Origin of the sequence: Aeromonas sp. s10, assembly GCF_040907975.1 — a bacterium.
GTDB lineage: Bacteria > Pseudomonadota > Gammaproteobacteria > Enterobacterales > Aeromonadaceae > Aeromonas > Aeromonas caviae.
In genome coordinates this window covers 28,211-46,873 of the sequence record NZ_JBFOCV010000036.1, presented here as the reverse complement: position 1 = coordinate 46,873, position 18,663 = coordinate 28,211, and the positions used below count along the sequence as shown (strand labels likewise).

General features: G+C 63.0%; 18 protein-coding genes, 3 pseudogenes and 1 riboswitch. Of the genes and pseudogenes, 17 read left to right on the top strand and 4 right to left on the bottom strand.

Going from position 1 to position 18,663, the window contains the following annotated elements; all coding sequences use genetic code 11:
- The first annotated feature begins 87 nt into the window (after nucleotides 1-87).
- The 13 genes and pseudogenes from AB5Y59_RS12105 to AB5Y59_RS12045 all read left to right on the top strand — a co-directional run bounded on the left by AB5Y59_RS12105 (nucleotide 88) and on the right by AB5Y59_RS12045 (nucleotide 9,942).
- Nucleotides 88-990 carry an ROK family protein gene (locus tag AB5Y59_RS12105; protein ID WP_041214715.1) on the top strand — a complete coding sequence of 301 codons (903 nt, stop codon included), beginning with the start codon at nucleotides 88-90 and terminating at the stop codon, nucleotides 988-990.
- Nucleotides 991-1,031: 41 nt separating this feature from the next.
- A complete protein-coding gene (locus tag AB5Y59_RS12100; protein WP_368212034.1) occupies nucleotides 1,032-1,757 on the top strand; it encodes a copper homeostasis protein CutC in 726 nt (241 codons plus the stop codon).
- Between the two features lie 38 nt (nucleotides 1,758-1,795).
- Nucleotides 1,796-1,885 (top strand): annotated as a pseudogene (locus AB5Y59_RS12095) (copper homeostasis protein CutC); the annotation flags it as partial.
- A gap of 38 nt (nucleotides 1,886-1,923) precedes the next feature.
- Nucleotides 1,924-2,013: pseudogene (locus tag AB5Y59_RS12090) on the top strand (copper homeostasis protein CutC); the annotation flags it as partial.
- 41 nt (nucleotides 2,014-2,054) lie between these two features.
- A pseudogene (locus AB5Y59_RS12085) lies at nucleotides 2,055-2,141 on the top strand (copper homeostasis protein CutC); the annotation flags it as partial.
- Between the two features lie 191 nt (nucleotides 2,142-2,332).
- Nucleotides 2,333-2,944, top strand: coding sequence for an FKBP-type peptidyl-prolyl cis-trans isomerase (locus tag AB5Y59_RS12080; RefSeq protein ID WP_010673478.1), 612 nt, complete (start codon nucleotides 2,333-2,335; stop codon nucleotides 2,942-2,944).
- Nucleotides 2,945-3,081: 137 nt separating this feature from the next.
- Complete coding sequence (locus AB5Y59_RS12075; protein WP_042015023.1) at nucleotides 3,082-3,963, top strand: ABC transporter ATP-binding protein; 882 nt, start codon at nucleotides 3,082-3,084, stop codon at nucleotides 3,961-3,963.
- A 79-nt stretch (nucleotides 3,964-4,042) separates the two neighbouring features.
- Nucleotides 4,043-5,056: an ABC transporter permease gene (locus AB5Y59_RS12070; RefSeq protein WP_263308899.1), complete on the top strand. Its 1,014-nt coding sequence runs from the start codon at nucleotides 4,043-4,045 to the stop codon at nucleotides 5,054-5,056.
- The gene (locus AB5Y59_RS12065; RefSeq protein ID WP_029313965.1) at nucleotides 5,041-5,352 is read left to right on the top strand and encodes a DUF2845 domain-containing protein; all 312 of its coding nucleotides are present in this window, start codon (nucleotides 5,041-5,043) and stop codon (nucleotides 5,350-5,352) included. The genes AB5Y59_RS12070 and AB5Y59_RS12065 overlap by 16 nt, the downstream gene beginning before the upstream one ends.
- A gap of 459 nt (nucleotides 5,353-5,811) precedes the next feature.
- The gene (locus AB5Y59_RS12060) at nucleotides 5,812-6,831 is read left to right on the top strand and encodes an amino acid ABC transporter substrate-binding protein (protein ID WP_010673482.1); all 1,020 of its coding nucleotides are present in this window, start codon (nucleotides 5,812-5,814) and stop codon (nucleotides 6,829-6,831) included.
- Nucleotides 6,832-6,893: 62 nt separating this feature from the next.
- Nucleotides 6,894-8,081, top strand: coding sequence for an amino acid ABC transporter permease (locus AB5Y59_RS12055; RefSeq protein ID WP_048208147.1), 1,188 nt, complete (start codon nucleotides 6,894-6,896; stop codon nucleotides 8,079-8,081).
- A gap of 9 nt (nucleotides 8,082-8,090) precedes the next feature.
- The gene (locus AB5Y59_RS12050) at nucleotides 8,091-9,185 is read left to right on the top strand and encodes an amino acid ABC transporter permease (RefSeq protein WP_010673484.1); all 1,095 of its coding nucleotides are present in this window, start codon (nucleotides 8,091-8,093) and stop codon (nucleotides 9,183-9,185) included.
- A 13-nt stretch (nucleotides 9,186-9,198) separates the two neighbouring features.
- Nucleotides 9,199-9,942, top strand: coding sequence for an amino acid ABC transporter ATP-binding protein (locus AB5Y59_RS12045; protein WP_010673485.1), 744 nt, complete (start codon nucleotides 9,199-9,201; stop codon nucleotides 9,940-9,942).
- A gap of 91 nt (nucleotides 9,943-10,033) precedes the next feature.
- Here the strand turns inward: AB5Y59_RS12045 and AB5Y59_RS12040 are convergent, their stop codons facing one another.
- Complete coding sequence (locus tag AB5Y59_RS12040; RefSeq protein WP_010673486.1) at nucleotides 10,034-10,249, bottom strand: DUF1107 family protein; 216 nt, start codon at nucleotides 10,247-10,249, stop codon at nucleotides 10,034-10,036.
- 177 nt (nucleotides 10,250-10,426) lie between these two features.
- Here AB5Y59_RS12040 and yfcD point away from each other — a divergent pair, with 177 nt between their 5' ends.
- The 3 genes from yfcD (at nucleotide 10,427) to AB5Y59_RS12025 (ending at nucleotide 12,633) form a co-directional block, all read left to right on the top strand.
- Nucleotides 10,427-10,957, top strand: coding sequence for an NUDIX hydrolase YfcD (yfcD, locus tag AB5Y59_RS12035; RefSeq protein WP_080769921.1), 531 nt, complete (start codon nucleotides 10,427-10,429; stop codon nucleotides 10,955-10,957).
- Between the two features lie 112 nt (nucleotides 10,958-11,069).
- Nucleotides 11,070-11,540, top strand: coding sequence for a peroxiredoxin (locus AB5Y59_RS12030; protein ID WP_124812857.1), 471 nt, complete (start codon nucleotides 11,070-11,072; stop codon nucleotides 11,538-11,540).
- Between the two features lie 124 nt (nucleotides 11,541-11,664).
- The gene (locus tag AB5Y59_RS12025) at nucleotides 11,665-12,633 is read left to right on the top strand and encodes a calcium/sodium antiporter (RefSeq protein ID WP_010673489.1); all 969 of its coding nucleotides are present in this window, start codon (nucleotides 11,665-11,667) and stop codon (nucleotides 12,631-12,633) included.
- 65 nt (nucleotides 12,634-12,698) lie between these two features.
- On the opposite strand, the gene AB5Y59_RS12020 is transcribed toward AB5Y59_RS12025, so the two are convergent.
- Entirely contained in the window at nucleotides 12,699-13,847 is a 1,149-nt protein-coding gene (locus AB5Y59_RS12020) for a type III PLP-dependent enzyme (RefSeq protein ID WP_010673490.1), read from the bottom strand.
- 507 nt (nucleotides 13,848-14,354) lie between these two features.
- Nucleotides 14,355-14,465: riboswitch (glycine riboswitch) on the top strand.
- A gap of 250 nt (nucleotides 14,466-14,715) precedes the next feature.
- On the opposite strand from AB5Y59_RS12020, the gene AB5Y59_RS12015 reads away from it, so the two are divergent.
- The gene (locus AB5Y59_RS12015; RefSeq protein ID WP_124812861.1) at nucleotides 14,716-16,092 is read left to right on the top strand and encodes a sodium:alanine symporter family protein; all 1,377 of its coding nucleotides are present in this window, start codon (nucleotides 14,716-14,718) and stop codon (nucleotides 16,090-16,092) included.
- Between the two features lie 201 nt (nucleotides 16,093-16,293).
- Here the strand turns inward: AB5Y59_RS12015 and AB5Y59_RS12010 are convergent, their stop codons facing one another.
- Entirely contained in the window at nucleotides 16,294-17,007 is a 714-nt protein-coding gene (locus AB5Y59_RS12010) for a protein ligase (RefSeq protein ID WP_124812863.1), read from the bottom strand.
- A 100-nt stretch (nucleotides 17,008-17,107) separates the two neighbouring features.
- A complete protein-coding gene (locus AB5Y59_RS12005) occupies nucleotides 17,108-18,505 on the bottom strand; it encodes a nucleobase:cation symporter-2 family protein (protein ID WP_128272630.1) in 1,398 nt (465 codons plus the stop codon).
- Nucleotides 18,506-18,663 lie beyond the last annotated feature (158 nt).

The window sequence follows — 18,663 nt, the reverse complement described above, 5'->3', positions numbered from 1 at the left end:
CGGTCACTTTATTTTTTTTGCGAATTAATACAATGTGCCCCATCTGGACAGACTGAGGTGGCCGGGTCCACCGCAAGGGAGTGTGGCATGTACTACGGATTTGACATTGGCGGCACCAAGATAGCGTTCGCTGTGTATGACGGCGCCTTGAATCTCTGTCACGAGGAGCGCATGAGCACTCCCGGCAATGATTACGAAGGGTTGCAGCAGCTGATCCGCGAGCGGGTCGAGGCGGCGGATGCGCGCTTCGGGGTGAAAGGGGTTGTCGGCATCGGGTTTCCGGGGATCCTCAATCGCCTCGACGGGAGCATAGTGGCGGCCAACCTGCCCGCCATCCATGGCCGCCATCTGGGGGCGGATCTGGCCGAACTGCTGGGCCGACCGGTCAAGGTCGACAATGACGCCAACTGTTTCCTCTGGTCGGAAGTGCATCAGGGGGCCGCAGACGGTGCTGGCAGCGCCCTCGGCGTCACCATAGGCACCGGCATCGGCGGCGCCGTCTACCTGGCGGGCAAGCTCATCCAGGGGCGCAACTGGCTGGCGGGGGAGATAGGTCACTACCCGCTGCCCGCCACCATCCTGATGAAATACCCGGATTTGCCCCGTCCCCGCTGTGGCTGCGGGCGCCTGGTCTGTTTCGAAACCTATGCGTCGGGCACGGGCCTGGAGCGGCTATACCACCATGTTCATGGGGAACGGGTGAGCGGCCACCAGATTGTCGCCCGTGCCGATGCCCGTGAGGCGGCGGCCCTCTCGACCATCGACTGCTGGCTCGAGATCATCGCCGCCGGCCTCGCCACCGCCATCTCGGTGATTGATCCCGATGTGGTGGTGCTGGGGGGCGGCCTGAGCGCCCTGCCAGCCCTCTATGAGGAGCTGCCCAAACGTCTGCCCGGTCACCTGCTGCCCGGTGTCGCCCTGCCGGCGATCCGCGAGGCCCGATTCGGTGGTGCCGGCGGTGTGCGCGGTGCAGCCCTGCTCAATCTGTGAGATCGGACAGAGGGTCTGATCTCCCCGAACAAGGAGTCATCATGACCCGTCTTGAAATCTGTATCGACAACCTCGAATCCCTGTTCACCGCCCAGGCGGCCGGCGCCGATCGCATCGAGCTCTGCTCTGCGCTGGGGCTGGGCGGTCTCACTCCCTCCTATGGTTTCATGCAGCAGGTGGCGCGCCACGCCACCATCCCCGTCTACGCCATGATCCGGCCCCGTGCCGGGGATTTCTGTTTTGGCGAGGGGGAGTTCGACATCATGTTGCAGGATATCGCCGCCGTCCGTGCCGCCGGCCTGCAAGGGGTGGTGGTCGGTCTGCTGGATGAAGATGGACGGGTACCCGAAGGCAAGCTCCGGCAACTGGTCGAGGCGGCGGGGCCGCTTGGCGTCACCTTCCACCGGGCCATCGATCTCTCCTCCGACTGGCGGTTGGATCTCGAGACGATCGTCGCGGCGGGTTGCGAGCGCATTCTGAGCTCCGGCCATGCGCCGACCGCGCTGGCGGGGCTCGAAACCCTGCAGGCCATGCACCAGGCGATGGCGGGACGGGCCAGCCTGATGTCGGGGGCCGGGGTCAACGCCGACAACGTGCGCACCATCATCGAATTCACCGGCGTCAATGAAGTACACATGTCCGGCATGGGCTGGCGCGGCGGCATGGTGCCCCATGGTGTCAACATGGGCACCTCGGACGACGGCCGGGTCAACATCACCGACGGCGCCAAGGTCGCGGCGGTGCGGGCTCTGTTGGATAGGGCCTGATACAAACCGTGCGACTCCATGGTGCTGCTCTCTGTGACGTCAATATGGGCATCTCGGACGATGGCCGGGTCAATATCACAGACGGCGCCAAGGTCGCGGCGGTGATGGCGTTGCTGGACAGGGCCTGATACAGGCCGTGCGGCGCCATGGTGCCTCTCTCTTTGACGTCAACATGGGCACCTCGGACGATGGCCGGGTCAACATCACCGACGGCGCCAAGGTCGCAGCGGTGCGGGCGTTGCTGGACAGGGCCTGATACAGGCCGTGCGGCGCCATGGTGCCTCTCTCTGTGACGACAACATGGGCACCTCGGACGATGGCCGGGTCAACATCACCGACGGCGCCAAGGTCGCAGCGGTGCGGGCGTTGCTGGACAGGACCTGATACAGGCCGTGCGGCGGTATGGTGCTCTGTTTTGCTCCCTTCTCCCCTTGCGGGAGAAGGGGCGGGGATGAGGGGGCCGATGTGAGGCGTCTCCCACCGGCGGGCAATTGAGGGGCGTCTTGGCAGCACGGTGCAAAAAAGTCTGTTATCATCCCGTCTCTTTTACCATCAGGACCCGGAGCAACCTCTCAATGTCCCAATACGATTCTATCGAACAGAAGGCCAGCTACGGCATCGGCCGCAACATGGGCGACCAACTGGCTCAGCAAGCCTTCGCCGGTCTGGATATCCCGGCCCTGCAACAAGGTCTGGCAGATGCCCTGAACGGCCTGGAGTTCGCGGTCAGCCGTGACGATATCAACGATGCCTTCCAGGTCATCACCGCCCGCATGCAGGAAGAGCAGGAAGCTGCCGCCAAGGCAGCTGCCGCCGAAGGCGAAGCCTTCCTGGCCGACAACGCCAAGCGCGCCGAAGTGAAGACCACCGACTCCGGTCTGCAATATGAAGTCATGGTCGAAGGCAATGGCGCCGTGCCGGTTGCCGGTCAGTCCGTGCGCGTGCACTACCACGGTACATTCACCCACGGTGGCGTGTTCGACAGCTCCGTTGCGCGCGGCCAACCGGCCGAGTTCCCGGTGACCGGCGTGATCGCCGGTTGGGTGGAAGCGCTGCAGATGATGCCGGTTGGCTCCAAGTGGAAGCTCTACATTCCGCAGGATCTGGCCTACGGTGCCCGTGGCGCCGGCTCCATCCCGCCGTACTCCGCTCTGGTATTCGAAGTGGAGCTGCTGGACATCCTGTGATCCGGCTGGCGTGATGCAAACGGCGACCCTGAGGTCGCCGTTTGTTTTTGGACCGCCCAAACGGGCCATGTGCCTTCGGCGGGGATTTGGATATAGTCAGAGCGTCGTCCATTCCGGCCATGTGAGGGAGACACGCCATGGCAGCCATCATCGAGGTCGTCGATCTCGTCAAGCACTTCCCCGGCGTCAAAGCGGTGGACGGGCTCAGCTTTGCCATTCCCGCCGGCAGTTGTTTCGGCCTGCTCGGCCCGAACGGGGCGGGCAAGACCACGACCATCGAGCTGCTGGAGGGGATCCTCACCCCGGACAGCGGCCAGATCCTGTTTCACGGCGCCCCGCGCGGCCCGGATTATCGCTCCCGCATCGGCATCCAGTTCCAGCACACGGCGCTGCAGGATTTCCTGACGGTGCGCGATACCCTGCGCCTGTTCGCCAGCCTCTACCCCAATCCCTTGCCACGGGAGCTGCTCATCGATCTGTGCGCCTTGGGCGAGTTCATCGACAGGGACAGTCGCAAGCTCTCGGGGGGCCAGCGTCAGCGCCTGCTGCTGGCTCTGGCCCTGCTCGGGGATCCCGAACTGCTGTTTCTGGATGAGCCCACCACAGGACTGGATCCCCAGGCGCGCCACCACTTCTGGCAGCGAATAGAGGCGATCAAGGCCCAGGGCAAGACGGTGGTGCTCACCACCCACTACATGGACGAAGCGCAGCAACTGTGCGATTTGATTGCCATCGTCGATCACGGCCACCTGCTCAGTCTGGATACGCCGGCGGCCTTGCTGGCGCAACACTTCGATGGCGTGCTGGTGCGCCTTGGGGGGCACCCGGCCCTGGCTGGGCTCGGCTATCCCCTGCGTCCGGTAGGCGATCAGGTGGAGCTCTGTTGCCCCGACGTGGCGACCCTGCTGCCAGCCTTGCTGGATCTTGGTGTGCCGCTCACCGGCATGCAGGTGCGCTCCCCCAATCTGGAAGATCTCTTCCTGAACCTGACCGGCCACAGCCTGCGGAGCGGCGCATGAGAGGGATGACCGAGTTCTGTCTGACCGTGGCCTCCGGGCTGTGGTACGCCTTGCCGACATGTAATCCCGGGAGTGGACGATGAAGGGATCCCTCAAGCGCATCGGGGCGCTCTTCTATGCCCGCACCCTCGAGTTCGTACGCGATCGCGCGGCCCTGGTGTGGAACCTGCTTTTCCCGCTCCTGCTGGTCATCGGCTTCTCCCTCATCTTCTCCGGCCCGCCCAAACCGCTGGTGCAGATCGGGGTGGTGGGGGAACTGCCCGCAACCTATGCCCCGCTGCGCGCCGTGCCGCTGCTCAAGATCATCCCCTATGACGAGGCGTCGAGAGGCCAGCTCAAGGTCCGTCACCATCAGCTGGACCTGCTGCTCTCACCCGCCGGGGGGCGTTACTGGATAAACCCGGACGCCCCTCAGGGGGCCATGGCCGAGTATCTGCTGCGCCAGGCGGTGCAGGAGCCCTTGCAAAGAGAGTCCCTGAGCGGGCGCGCCATCCGCTACGGCGACTGGCTGCTGCCCGGGGTGATCGGCATGAACCTGATGTTCTCCGGCCTGTTCGGGGTCGGGTTTGTCATCGTGCGTTATCGCAAGAACGGGGTGCTGAAACGGCTGCGAGCCACGCCGCTCGGCGCGCTGGAGTTTCTCTTCGCCCAGTTGCTGTCACGGGTGCTGATCACCCTGGTGGTGAGCCTGCTGGTCTTCTGCGCGGCCTACTGGCTGCTGGATGTGCCCCTCATCGGGTCGGGGTGGCTGCTGCTGGTGATCGCCCTGGCGGGAGGAACGGCCATGGCCTCCCTTGGCCTGCTCATCGCCGCTCGCCTGCAGAACGAGGAGCTGGCGAGCGGTTTGCTCAATCTCATCAGCTTGCCCATGATGTTTTTATCCGGTGTCTGGTTCTCGCTGGAAGGCGCGCCCGCCTGGCTGCAGCAGCTTGCGGCCAGGCTGCCCCTCAGCCAGATCATCGAAGCAGCCCGCGCCGTGATGCTGGAAGGGGCGGGATGGCTGGAGGTGGCAGGCCCTCTGGGCCAGGTCATGGTGTTCGCCCTGGTGTGCATCTCGCTGGGAACCATGCTGTTCAAATGGAGTGCAAAATGAAACCTGTTCTGTGGTTGTTGCTGGTGGCGGCCTTGCCTGTGCAGGCAGGTACCCTGCGTTGCAAGAACGCCTTGCTGACCGAGGGAGACACCACGGCAGAGCTGCTGGTTCGCTGCGGCCAGCCGATGCTCAAGGAAGATCTCACCCGCTTCGAGGAGAACGGCTTCGGGGCGAGAGTGACGGTCAAGTATGCCGAACGCTGGACCTACAACTTCGGCAAGCGGGAATTCATGCAGTTTGTCACCGTCGAAAACGGCGTCATCACCGACATTGCGGATGGTCCACGGGGAGGATGACCTCCTGGTTTTCTGAAGCCCAGCCTGCGGGAGATAAGGTCGCTATTTCCCCGCCTTTTACCTCCTTTCTGTTGCTTTTCCCTGCCTGTTATCGCCATTTTTCCATATGGGGTCATGCTGCCTCACTCTGGTGCTTTTGGCATAAAACCGAATCTGATGAGTCAGTTGTCAGCAGAAATGGCTGCCCCAATGCGGTGCAGCCGATTTATTTTCGAAAAATAATCCTCATGCCAAGAAGGGTTTTAAGCAGCAGGCTATTTGGCAAATAAGGGTCTACTTTTGATTCTGAGAGTGCATATTCCCCCGTTTAGATATTTTGTTCTGTTGCACCATGGTTGGGCCGGATTGCACCGATTGACAGGTTTTTCTGCGGCTGGATAAGCTGCCAAAAAGCAGGGAAACGATGGCATCTCGCTAGATTTTGATGCCTGTTCGAATCAAACCACAGGGAAGAGTGACATGAAGCAGATACACAAGGCAGGTATGGTGATGGCGCTGTCGCTGATGGCAGCCAATGCGTGGGCGGACGGTACGCTGGATGCCGTCAAGAAGAAGGGATTCGTTCAGTGCGGGGTCGGTGACGGCCTGCCCGGGTTCTCCAACCCGGATGCCAAGGGAACCTGGACCGGGCTCGACGTGGACGTGTGCCGCGCCGTGGCCGCCGCGGTACTGGGGGACGCCAGCAAGGTCAAGTACGTCTCCCTCACCGCCAAGGAGCGCTTTACCGCCCTGCAGTCCGGGGAAGTGGATCTGCTCTCGCGCAATACCACCTGGACCCTGACCCGGGATGGGTCGCTGGGCCTCACGTTCGCCGGGGTGAACTACTACGACGGGCAGGGGTTCCTGGTCAAGCAGTCCCTCGGGGTCAAGAGCGCCAAGGAGCTTGACGGTGCCGCCGTCTGTATCCAGTCCGGCACCACCACCGAGCTCAACCTGGCTGACTATTTCCGCGCCAATGGCGGCATGAAGTACACCCCAGTGGTGTTCGATACCTCGGATCAAACCGTCAAGGGCTTCGAAGCCGGCCGCTGTGACGTGCTGACCTCGGATCAGTCCCAGCTCTATGCCCTCAAGATCAAGCTCACCAAGCCAGAGGAAGCCGTGGTGCTGCCGGAGGTCATCTCCAAGGAGCCGCTGGGCCCAGCCGTGCGTCAGGGTGACGATCAGTGGTTCAAGGTGGTGCGCTGGAGCCTCAACGCCATGCTCAATGCCGAGGAGGCCGGGGTCACCAGTGCCAACGTGGACGAGATGCTCAAGTCCACCAATCCTGACATCCGTCGCCTGCTGGGGCTGGAAGAGCCCAAAGGGACTGTGCTGGGGCTGGATGACAAATGGGCCTACAACATCGTCAAACAGGTCGGCAACTACGGTGAATCCTTCGATCGCAACGTCGGTGCCGGCTCCCCCCTCAAGATTGATCGCGGCATCAATGCCCTCTGGAACAAGGGCGGTCTGATGTACGCGCCACCCATCCGCTGAGTCGACAGTCACCGGGGGGCCTGGCCCCCCATGTTATCCCTGGCTTTGTCGGAGTCATCCTCATGGCGTTACACGCATCAAACCATAGGAAAGAACAGGGCCGCTGGTGGTATGACGCCAAGGTGCGGGCGCTGCTCTTCCAGTGCCTGGCCATCGCGGCGGTTATCGGGTTTCTGTTCTACATCGTCAACAATGCCCTGACCAATCTGGCCACCCGTGGCATCACCACAGGCTTTGATTTTCTGGGCAACACGGCCGGTTTCGGCATCTTGCAGAGCCTCATCCCCTACGACGAGACCTACACCTTCGGTCGCACCTTCGTGGTGGGCTTGCTCAACACCCTGCTGGTCTCCGTGCTCGGCATCCTGTTTGCCACCCTGCTCGGGTTCGCACTCGGGGTCGCGCGCCTGTCGCGCAACTGGCTGGTGGCCAAGATAGCGGCCGTCTACATAGAGACGTTTCGCAACATCCCGCTGCTGCTGCAGATCTTCTTCTGGTACTTCTCGGTGCTGCGTACCCTGCCTTCCCCGCGTCAGAGCGTGGATATAGGCGGGCTCGCCTTCCTCAACGTGCGGGGCTTCTATCTGCCCAAGCCCCTGTTCGAAGAGGGATTCGGCTACGTGCTCTGGGCACTGGTGCTCGCGGTGCTGCTGAGCTGGGGGCTGGGCCGCTGGGCTCGCCGCCGTCAGGCCCTGACCGGCAGGATCTTCCCGTTCTGGCGCTGTGTGGCCGCCCTGGTCATGCTGCTCCCGGGGATCACCTTCCTGCTGGCGGGCAGCCCGCTCAGCTGGAGCGTGCCTGCGCTGCAAGGGTTCAACTTCCGGGGGGGGCTGACGGTGCTGCCGGAGCTCGCGGCCCTCTTGCTGGCGCTCACCATCTATACGGCGGCCTTCATCGCCGAGATAGTGCGATCCGGCATCCTGGCCATCAGCAAGGGGCAGACGGAGGCGGCTTCCGCCCTCGGGCTCTCGCCCACCAAGACGCTGCGGCTGGTGATCATTCCCCAGGCCATGCGGGTCATCATTCCTCCCTTGACCAGTCAGTATCTGAACCTCACCAAGAACTCCTCCCTGGCGACCGCCATCGGCTACCCGGATCTGGTCTCGGTGTTCATGGGGACGACTCTCAACCAGACAGGGCAGGCCATCGAGGTCATCGCCATGACCATGGGGGTCTATCTCGTCATCAGTATCACCACCTCGGTGCTGATGAACATCTACAACCGCAGAATGACGCTGGTTGAGCGCTAGGGAGCTGTCATGTTCGTGAATGAATTGCAGGAGGCGCTGCCGCCTCCCAACCACCGTCGGGGGCCGCTCGCCTGGATCAGGCAGAACCTTTTCCCCAACTGGTGGAACGGCCTGCTGACCCTGGTGCTGGCCTATCTGTTGCTGCCACTCATCTGGTCTGCACTGGACTGGGCGCTGTTCTCGGCCACCTGGCAGGGGAGCAGCCGCGAGGCCTGCGTCCAGGGCGGTGCCTGCTGGATCTTCATCGAGAGCCGGCTGGGGCAGTATCTCTATGGCTTCTACCCGGCTGATCAGTACTGGCGCATCAACCTGACCTTCGCCGGTCTGGCGGCGCTGCTGGCCCTGCTCATCTGGCCAAAGACCCCGCGCAAGGGGTGGCTGGCGCTCTTCACCCTGCTGGTGTTCCCTGTCATCGCCTTCTTCCTCATCCATGGGGGAGCGGGGCTGGAGGTGGTGGAAACGAACCGCTGGGGCGGGCTGATGCTCACCCTGGTGCTGGCGGTGGTGGGCATAGTCGTAGCACTGCCGTTCGGCATCCTGCTGGCACTGGGGCGTCGCTCCCACATGCCGGTCATCTCCAGCCTCTGTACCGTCTACATCGAGTTCTGGCGGGCGGTGCCGCTCATTACTGTGCTCTTCATGGCGTCCGTCATGCTGCCACTGTTCATGAGTACCGAGGTGGAGCTCGACAAGCTGCTGCGGGCGCTCATCGGCATCATCCTGTTCCAGGCGGCCTATGTGGCCGAGGTGGTGAGAGGGGGGCTGCAGGCGATCCCCAAGGGGCAATATGAGGCGGGGGATGCCCTCGGGCTCTCCTACTGGAAGGTGATGGGCCTCATCATCATGCCCCAGGCCCTCAAGATCACCATTCCTTCCCTGGTGAACACCTTTATTTCCCTGTTCAAGGACACCAGCCTGGTGCTGATCATCGGGCTGTTCGATCTGCTGGCCATCTCCAAGGTGGCCCTGGCGGATCCGGCCTGGCTGGGGTATTCCACCGAAGCTTATGTCTTTATCGCCATGATCTTCTGGATGTTCTGTTTTGGCATGTCCCGCTACTCCATCTATCTGGAGCGCAAACTCAACACGGGCCACAAGCATTAGGAGTCGTTCTGATATGAAAACGGACGCAGTTGTCGAACTGAAAGAGGTCAACAAGTGGTACGGTGAGTTTCACGTGCTGCGCAACATCAACCTGCAGGTGGGCAGAGGGGAGAAGATCGTCATCTGCGGACCATCGGGGTCGGGCAAGTCCACCATGATCCGCTGCATCAACCGGCTGGAAGAGCACCAGAGCGGAGACATCCTGGTCAAGGGCACGGCCCTGACCTCGGATCTCAAGAACATTGAGACGGTGCGCCGGGAGGTGGGCATGGTGTTCCAGCACTTCAACCTCTTCCCCCATCTGACCGTGCTGGAGAACTGTTGCCTGGCGCCCATCTGGGTAAAGCAGTTGCCGCGCAAGGAGGCCGAGGAGATCGCCATGAACTTCCTGCGCCGGGTGCGGATCCCCGAGCAGGCGCTCAAGTACCCGGGGCAGCTCTCCGGTGGCCAGCAGCAGCGGGTCGCCATCGCCCGCAGTCTGTGCATGAATCCCCAGGTCATGCTGTTTGACGAGCCGACGTCTGCGCTGGATCCCGAGATGGTGCGGGAGGTGCTGGATGTGATGGTGGAGCTGGCCCACGAGGGGATGACCATGCTCTGCGTCACCCACGAGATGGGGTTTGCCAAGCAGGTGGCGGACAGGGTGATCTTCATGGACCGGGGGCAAATCATCGAAGAGAACGTGCCGGATCAGTTCTTTGACAACCCCCAGTCCGATCGGACCAAGCTCTTCCTCTCCCAGATCCTGCAGCACTGAGGCAGGGCACAACCTTCAGAAAAACAGCCCGCACGCTCGAATGAGCGGCGGGCAAATGTGTACATGGAAGTCGACGACAGACAGGAGTATGTCAGCCCGGCAACAGGGTGGTGGTGCGCAGATCGCGCACGGCCAGGTTGATCTGCCGGGCCAGGCTCAGCGCCTGATGACAGCTCAACGGCTTCACATCGATGATCCCCCCTTGAAACTCAAACCGCCCCAGTGCTTCAACCATGAAACTTCCATGATGGAAGCTCTTGATATAGCGAGCAATTCGACGGGGAGACCACTGCTTGAACACCTTCATGGCAAGAGACCCTGTTGTTTGGACAGGGCACACTATGCCGACGGACCGTGACACTGATGTGACACTTGATAAAGATTTGTATGAATCTGTCTTGTGATCGACTGGCGTGCAGCCCCGGCGTTGAAAAAGTAGTGAGAGTCCGGGTCCGGGGCCCGATATACTGCGGCCATTGCAGACATGACAAAGGTGCCGCACGTGGAGTGGGTGGACATAGTAGACGAGCAGGACAGGGTGATCGGGGTGGCCGAGCGCGCCAGGGTGCGTCAGGAAAACCTGCGCCATCGTGCCAGCTACATCCTGGTGCTGGATGAGGCTGAGCGCATCCTGGTGCAGCGGCGCACCCCGAGCAAGGATTTTTGCCCCGGCATGCTGGATGCCTGCGCCGGTGGCGTGGTGACCACGGGGGAGGCCATGGCCCTTTCCGCCCGGCGTGAGCTGGCCGAGGAGCTTGGGATCCGCGACGTGCCCCTGCAGGATTACGGCACCTTCTATGCCGAAGGGGAGGCGAGCGGCAGCCGCTACCGGGTCTGGGGCGGCCTGTTCAGTTGTCACTATCAGGGGCCGCTGCAACTGCAGGCCGAAGAGGTGAGCGAGGTGCACTGGATGAGCCTGGGCGAGATAGCCGATCGGGCGGGCGAGTTCACGCCCGACTCCCTGCTCGCCATCGCCACCTGGCAGGCAAGGCGCCTGCCATCAGGCCAGAAATAGGGGCGACAGGCGTTCGCTCCCCAATCGCTTTGTTGCTGCTCGATGGACCCCTTCGCCTTCTGGTGGAATGGGGTAGACTGGGCCTCTTTGAACCACAGAAGGATGCGTCATCATGATCACGGTCGGTCAATCCCTGCCCGCAGGGGAATTTACCTTTATCACCGCCGAGGGCAAGCAGGTGAAGGATACCCGGGCCCTGTTTGCCGACAAGCGGGTGGTGCTCTTTGCGGTGCCCGGCGCCTTCACCCCCACCTGCTCCAACGCTCACCTGCCGGGCTATGTGGTCCTGGCCGATGAGTTCAAGGCCAAGGGAGTGGAACTGTGCTGTCTGTCGGTCAACGACGCCTTCGTGATGAAGGCGTGGCAGGAGGCACAGAACGCCTCTGACATCACCATGCTGGCGGACGGCGACGGCAGCTGGACCCGGGCACTGGGTCTGGCCAAGGAGACCGGGGCCTTCGGCGGCGTGCGGGCCCAGCGTTTTGCCCTCATCGCCAACGACGGTGTGGTGGAGCGGCTCTTCGTGGAGGCGCCGGGCAAGTTCGAGGTGTCGGATGCCCAGAGCCTGCTGGCGGCGCTGTGAAAGATTAATCGGTGTTTGATTACACCTTGAAATAGCAAGCGGCCCCGTTACACTGAGGCCGCGTTTGGATGGAGCCAGGCAACTTGCCTGGCTCTCGTGTTTGCCGTGGATGAGATAGAACAATATGACCCTGGCTTTTGTTGCCCTGATTGCCGGACTGGCGTTGCTGGTCTGGAGTGCCGACAAGTTCGTGGACGGCGCCGCCGCCACCGCCCGTTACGCCGGTATGCCGCCGCTGCTGATCGGCATGGTGATCATCGGTTTTGGTACCTCGGCCCCCGAGATGGTGGTCTCCGCGCTGGCGGCCTCCCAGGGCAATCCCGGGCTCGCGCTCGGCAATGCCTATGGCTCCAACATCACCAATATTGCCCTGATCCTGGGTCTGACCGCCCTGATCAGCCCCATTGCCGTCGCCTCCCAGGTGGTGCGCAAGGAGATCCCCATCCTGCTCGGCATCACCCTGCTCTCCGGCGCCCTGCTCATCGATGGCAATCTGGGCCGGATGGATGCCGCCATTCTGGGGGCCGTGTTCGCAGTGCTGATGGGCTGGTCCATCTGGGCCGGCATGAACGGCAAGGGGGATGCGCTGGATACGGATACCGAGGAGGACATCGTCTCCGAGGGGATGTCTCTCAAGAGCGCCATCCTCTGGCTCATCGTCGGCCTGGTGCTGCTGATCGGGGCTTCCCGTCTGCTGGTGTGGGGGGCGGTGACCATCGCCCAGGGTTTTGGCATCAGCGATCTGGTGATTGGCCTGACCATAGTCGCGGTGGGGACCTCCCTGCCGGAGCTGGCATCGTCCCTCATCGCCATTCGCAAGAACGAGCACGATCTGGCCCTTGGCAACGTGCTGGGTTCCAACCTGTTCAACACCCTGGCCGTGGTGGGCATCGCCGCTGGCATCCACCCGCTCGAGGTGGCGCCCGAAGTGCTTTCCCGCGACTGGAGCATCATGATGGGGCTGACCCTGTTGCTGCTGGTGATGTGTCTGGGCCGCAAGGGGCAGGGGCGCATCAACCGGCTGGAGGGGGGCGTGCTGCTCGCCTGCTTCGTCGCCTACACAGGCTGGCTGCTGACGAGCCAGTTCATCTAGTCTGACGATGAAATGAAAGAGGGGACGCCGCGGCGTCCCCTCTTTTTTGTGCGCGGGTCCTGGTCTCAGGCCACGGCAACCAGCTTCTGCTTCTGGGCGCTGTCAAGGATCAGGATGCTCGCCTTGGGGAAGAAGTTGAAGGTGGAGGCGGAGGCCCAGGTGTAGGCCCCCATCACCCGACCCACCACCAGCTCGCCGATCTCGAGATCCGGCAGCATGATGCTGTCGCGGATGACGTCCACGCTGTCGCAGGTGGGGCCGGAGAGCACTGCATTGTGCAGTTCGCCGTGGGCATAGGGCGTGCTCACCGGGTAGGTGACGTGGTCGTAGAGCTGGCCGTTGTAGCTGCCGTAGAGACCGTCATCCAGGTAGTACCAGATCTTGTCGCCGCGGTGGGCCTTGCCCATCACGCTGGAGACCGAGGTCATGGCCGGCGCGCTGATGAAGCGGCCCGGCTCGGCAATCTTCTGCACCGTGGCGGGCAGCTTGGCCAGGGCCTCGCGGATCGGGGCGCAGAAACCGTCGATGTCGAACTCGCCGCCGTCATAGTCCACCGGGAAGCCGCCGCCGATATCCAGCACCCAGGGCTTGAGCCCGAGCTCCCAGGCCTGCTCCATGATCTCGCGGCAGGCGTCGATGGCCTGCACGTGGCGACGGGCGTGGGGCACCTGGGAGCCGACGTGGAACGACAGCCCCATCACCTTGATCCCCTTGGCCTGGGCCAGTTGCAGCAACGGCAGTGCCTGCTCCGGGGTGCAGCCGAACTTCTTGGAAAGATCGACCTTGGTCTCGGGGTTCGGGAAGCTGACCCGCAGCAGCAGTTTCACTTCATCCTTGTAGGGCAGGAACTTTTCCAGCTCCAGCGGGTTGTCATAGACAAACACGGTGCAGCCGAATTCCAGGGCATAACGGATGTCGCTGTCGCGCTTGATGGGATGGGTATGGATGCAGCGTCCCGGGCGAACCCCTTGGCTGCGCACCAGATCCACTTCGCCATTGGTGGCCAGGTCGAAACAGGCCCCCTCTTCCTTCAAGACAGAGACCACCGCCTCGTGGGGCAGGGGCTTGAGTGCATAGTGCAATCGTACATCGGGCAGGGCGGCCGCCAGGGCCCGATACTGTTTGCGGACGGCTGCCTTGTCGAGCAGCAGCAGGGGGGAGCCGAATTGTTCAACCAACTGACGGTAATCTTGTGCGACCAGGGTCTCGTTCATTCTCTTTTGATAGTCCTTAGGGGGCGTGATATGCCCAAGCCATATGCGATTGAACCGGCGACGGCCGGCTCAGGCGAGCGGTCCGGAGGGACCCACCAGGCACATTGCATAACTCCCTTGCGAAGTGCTTAGTTATGCGCGGGATTATCGGCTTATTGAGTTTGTGTGCAAGCATTTTGATTGGATATGTCGGCAAGTTTTTCTGGTCGAGACGAAACAGGCTCTTGATACGGGGAGCGATCAGGGCCGTGATGGGGAGCTCCTCCGAAGGGAGCTTGATAAGCTGTTGATAGTTAACGAACTAATAACATCAGGCCCGGGGGTTGCGGCCAGGTAAAAAGGGGGGCGCCGGGGCCAGGGAGTGCGAGACAGCTCACATTTTTTGGATTACCATGCCCGCTTCCTGATCCAAACTAGTTCGGATGAAGGTAGCAGGAGAGCGATGGGCAACCATCCACCGAAGAAGTGAATCTTTCAGGTACCGGGCAACCGGTGTGGACTGCTACTGGACGATACTCTGGAGAGACCCGTTGAATCGGGCGCCGAAGGAGCAAGGCACCGTGATTGCATCGCAATCTGGCGCCGGAAACTCTCAGGCAAAAGGACAGAGGGGATGGGATGGTTGTACCTGAGCTTGGAACTGTTCACGGTCTGTAACGAGAGGTCGTCAGCAAGGTAAAGAGCAGCGCAGGAACCGGAGTGTATGTAAATACATGAGGCTTTCGAGCAGCGCATGAGCCTTGATCACGGCCTCGCAGCAAGAGTGTGAACACGTTTTTGGCCCGCATCCGATCGCCTCTGGCCGATCGCGACACCTATGGGAAGATCATCCTTCTCCTCCTTAATCGTTGTTTTTTAAGGAGGATGCATGTCATCAATTCAATCGGCGCTCGCCGCCATCGATAGCTTTATCTGGGGTCCCCCCCTGCTGATCCTGCTGGTCGGGACCGGTATCTATCTCACCTGGCGATTGGGTCTGCTTCAGATCGTGCGTTTGCCGCTGGCCCTCAAGCTGGTCTTTGGCCGCGATCAGGGGCAGGGCAAGCAGGGGGATGTCTCCAGCTTTGGTGCCCTGTGCACCGCCCTCTCCGCCACCATCGGCACCGGCAACATCGTCGGGGTTGCCACCGCCATCAAGCTCGGCGGCCCCGGCGCCCTGTTCTGGATGTGGATGGCCGCCCTGTTCGGCATGGCCACCAAGTACGCCGAGTGCCTGCTGGCGGTCAAATATCGCCAGCAGGACGCCAACGGCCAGATGGCGGGTGGCCCCATGTACTATCTGGAGAAGGGGCTCGGCTCCAGGCCGCTCGCCAAGCTGTTTGCCCTGTTCGGCATCGGCGTCGCCTTCTTCGGCATCGGTACCTTCCCCCAGGTCAACGCCATCAGTGATGCCATGAGCCTCTCCTTCTCGGTACCCCGTGAAGTGACCGCCGTGGTGCTGACCCTGATCGTGGCGCTGGTGACCCTGGGGGGTATCCAGTCCATCTCCAGCGTGTCGAGCAAGGTGGTGCCCTTCATGGCCATCTTCTACATCGTCGCCTGTGCCGGGGTGCTGGTGAACAATGCAGGCGCCCTGCCCGATGCGGTCATGCTGGTGATCGGAAGCGCCTTCACCGGCCATGCGGCCACCGGCGGCTTCGTCGGTGCCGGCATCATGCTGGCGATCCAGTCCGGGGTGGCGCGCGGGGTCTTCTCCAACGAGTCGGGCCTGGGTTCGGCCCCCATCGCGGCGGCGGCGGCCAAGACCGATTCGTGTGTGGAGCAGGGGCTGGTCTCCATGACCGGTACCTTCATCGACACCATCATCATCTGCACCATGACCGGCCTGACCCTGGTGGTCACCGGGGTGTGGAGCGGCGATGTGAGCGGCGCGGCCATGACCAGTCTGGCCTTTGCCCAGGGGCTCGATGCCCACGTCGGCCAGTATCTGGTGAGCATCGGCCTGTTGTTCTTCGCCTTTACCACCATCCTTGGCTGGAACTACTACGGCGAGCGCTGCACCGAGTACCTGTTCGGGGTCAAGGCGATCAAACCCTACCGCCTCATCTATCTGGTGCTGGTGGCGAGCGGTGCCTTCCTCCATCTGGACCTGATCTGGCTCTTGGCCGACATCGTCAACGGCCTGATGGCGGTGCCCAACCTCATCGGCCTCATCGGCCTGCGCCACGTGGTGATTGCCGAGACCCGCGCCTACTTCAGCCGGGACCGGGATGCGGAGTCCGAGCCCGAGCCGCAGACGGCCTGATGAGAAGCGGGCCTGCGGGAAGTCCTGTCACCTGGCCCCTGTCCATGGTGTCAACCGGGATCCGGGCTGGGATGGCAAAACCCGGGGCTTGATCCCGGCTCCTCTGACAATATCTGTGCGAAATACGCAAAAGCCACGACGCTCATCGTGGCTTTTTTGCATTTTACGCAATGAATGGCGGCGCTTGTTGCCCCCAGGGGGTCAGGGGGAGGGAATATCTCCGGTGAGCCGCTGCGCCAGCGCCCTGCTCACCCGGCTCACCAGGGCCGCCTCATCCCCCTGCCAGCCAATGGCGTGGGCCAGGGTGGTGGAGGTGCCCGGAGCAAAGCGCAGCTCGCCCCCGGCCAGTTCGTAGAAGCGGCTCGCCATCCGGGTGCCCTCGTCCACATCCCCCGCCACCAGCAGCATGGCCTGGGCCAGCACGGCGCCGTCGTGATCCCGGCCCGGCGCCAGCCAGCGCTGGGCGGTGCCGGTCACCTTGCGCCCCCCGATCACCAGGTTGTACTGGCCGTCGCAAAACGAGCCGGGCACGAAGTCGTAGCTGCCCGCAAGACCGTGTTCCTCCAGCAGGGCGAGCAGGGGCGCCCCCAGCAGCCGGTAGTAGTGGGCCAGATCCGTGGTGGTGCGGGGCAGCATGAGGGAGAGGTTGAGGATGCCGGCGCCGTGGGGCACGGCGGTGCCGCCGCTGTCGCGCACGAACACCGGCCAGTCCTCGGCGGCCAGCTGCTCGCAGGCGGCCTGGTAGCGGGGCAAACGGGTGTCCTTGCGGGTGACGATGAGGCATTGGGGGCCCTGCCAGAGGAGGGCCCTGGGCTCGCCGTCACCGGCGCACTCCCGCAGCCAGCGCTGCTCCTCGGCCAGGATCTGGTCGGGTGTCTGGTGGGCGGGCGGCGAGGGCAGCAGGGTATAAGGCATGAAAGGCATCCTTTGGCAGAGGCTGCCAAGCACAGTACGCGCGGGGGCAAACAAGGTAAAGCCCCGCATGGCGGGGCTTTGGTGCAAGGATGGCGGAGTGTCAGGCCTGTGCGGCGGCGCGCCTGGGCAGCAGCAGATTGAGCAGGATGGCGGTGAGGCCGCCGGTGGCGACGCCGTAGGAGAGCACGCTCCTGGCCAGCTCCGGCAGGTGTTGCAGCACCTCGGGCACCTGGGCCACTCCGAGGCCCATGGCGAGCGACACCGCCAGGATCATCAGGGCGCGGCGGTCCAGCTCCTCGCGGGAGATGATGCGCACCCCGGCGGCGGCGATGGTGCCGAACATGACGATGGTAGCGCCGCCGAGCACGGGTTCAGGTATTTGTTGCACCAGGCTCGCCACCGCCGGGAACAGGCCGAGCAGGGCCAGCATGGCGGCGATGAAGAGGCCGACATGGCGGCTGGCCACCCCGGTCAGCTGGATGACGCCGTTGTTCTGGGCGAAGGTGGACATGGGGAAGGTGGAGAAGACCGCCGCCAGCATGGAGTTGGCGCCATCGGCCAGCACGCCCCCCTTGATCCGCGCCATGTAGACCGGCCCTTCCAGCGGCTCGCCGGAGATGTCGGAAGTGGCGGTCATGTCGCCGATGGCCTCGAGCGCCGTCACCACGAAGATGATGGCGAGCGGCACGAACAGCTGCCAGTCAAAGCCGAGTCCGTAGTGCAGCGGAACAGGCACCATCAGCAGCGGGCCGTCGAAGGTGGGGACTGCCACCTTGCCCAGCAGCAGCGCCACCGCATAGCCCGCCAGCATGGCGATCATGATGGCGGAGAGGCGCAGCCAGGGGTTGCGACTGCGCTGCATCAGCACGATGAGGCCGAGCACCAGCAGGGAGAGAAAGAGGTTGGTGTGGCTGGCGAAGCTGCCGTCCGCCAGGGCGCCGTAGCCGCCCCCCATGCTGATGAGCCCTACCTTGATGAGGGTCAGGCCGATGAGCAATACCACGATGCCGGTCACCAGCGGGGTGATGATCCGTTTGACCAGGTGCAGGAAGCGGCTCATGACGACGATGGTGAGGGCCGCTGCCAGCATGGTGCCGAACAGGGTGCCCAGCAGATCGTCGGTGGGCATGGCCGCCTGCTTGAGGGCGAGGCCGGAGGCGATGATGGGACCGAGGAAGTTGAAGCTGGTGCCCTGTACCGAGAGCAGGCCGGAACCGAGGGGGCCGAAACGGCGGGTCTGGATGAAGGAGGCGATGCCGGACATGACCAGGGACATGGAGACGATGTAGCGGGTGTCATCGGCAGGGAGGCCGAGGGCGTTGGCGATGATGAGGGGCGGGGTGATGATGGCGACAAACATGGCGAGCATATGCTGCAGGGCGGCGAACAGGGTCTGGGGCAGGGGGGGGACATCCTCGATGCCGTAGACCAGTTCGCTGTGGGCTCGCCTGGGGGGATGGGCCTCTCGGATGGCGCTTGGGGCGGCAGCCTGTTCCATAAATACCTCGAATGTGTGGGGGGATGGGAGAAAATTGGGCGCTATTTTAGTGATTGGTATCGCGCTTTCCAGCGCTAATTGAGCGCAAACTCGTTTATTTCTCGATGGGTTGAAACGTTTTCCTGTGGCGATTAAGATCCGCCGGTTTGTGTGAGACC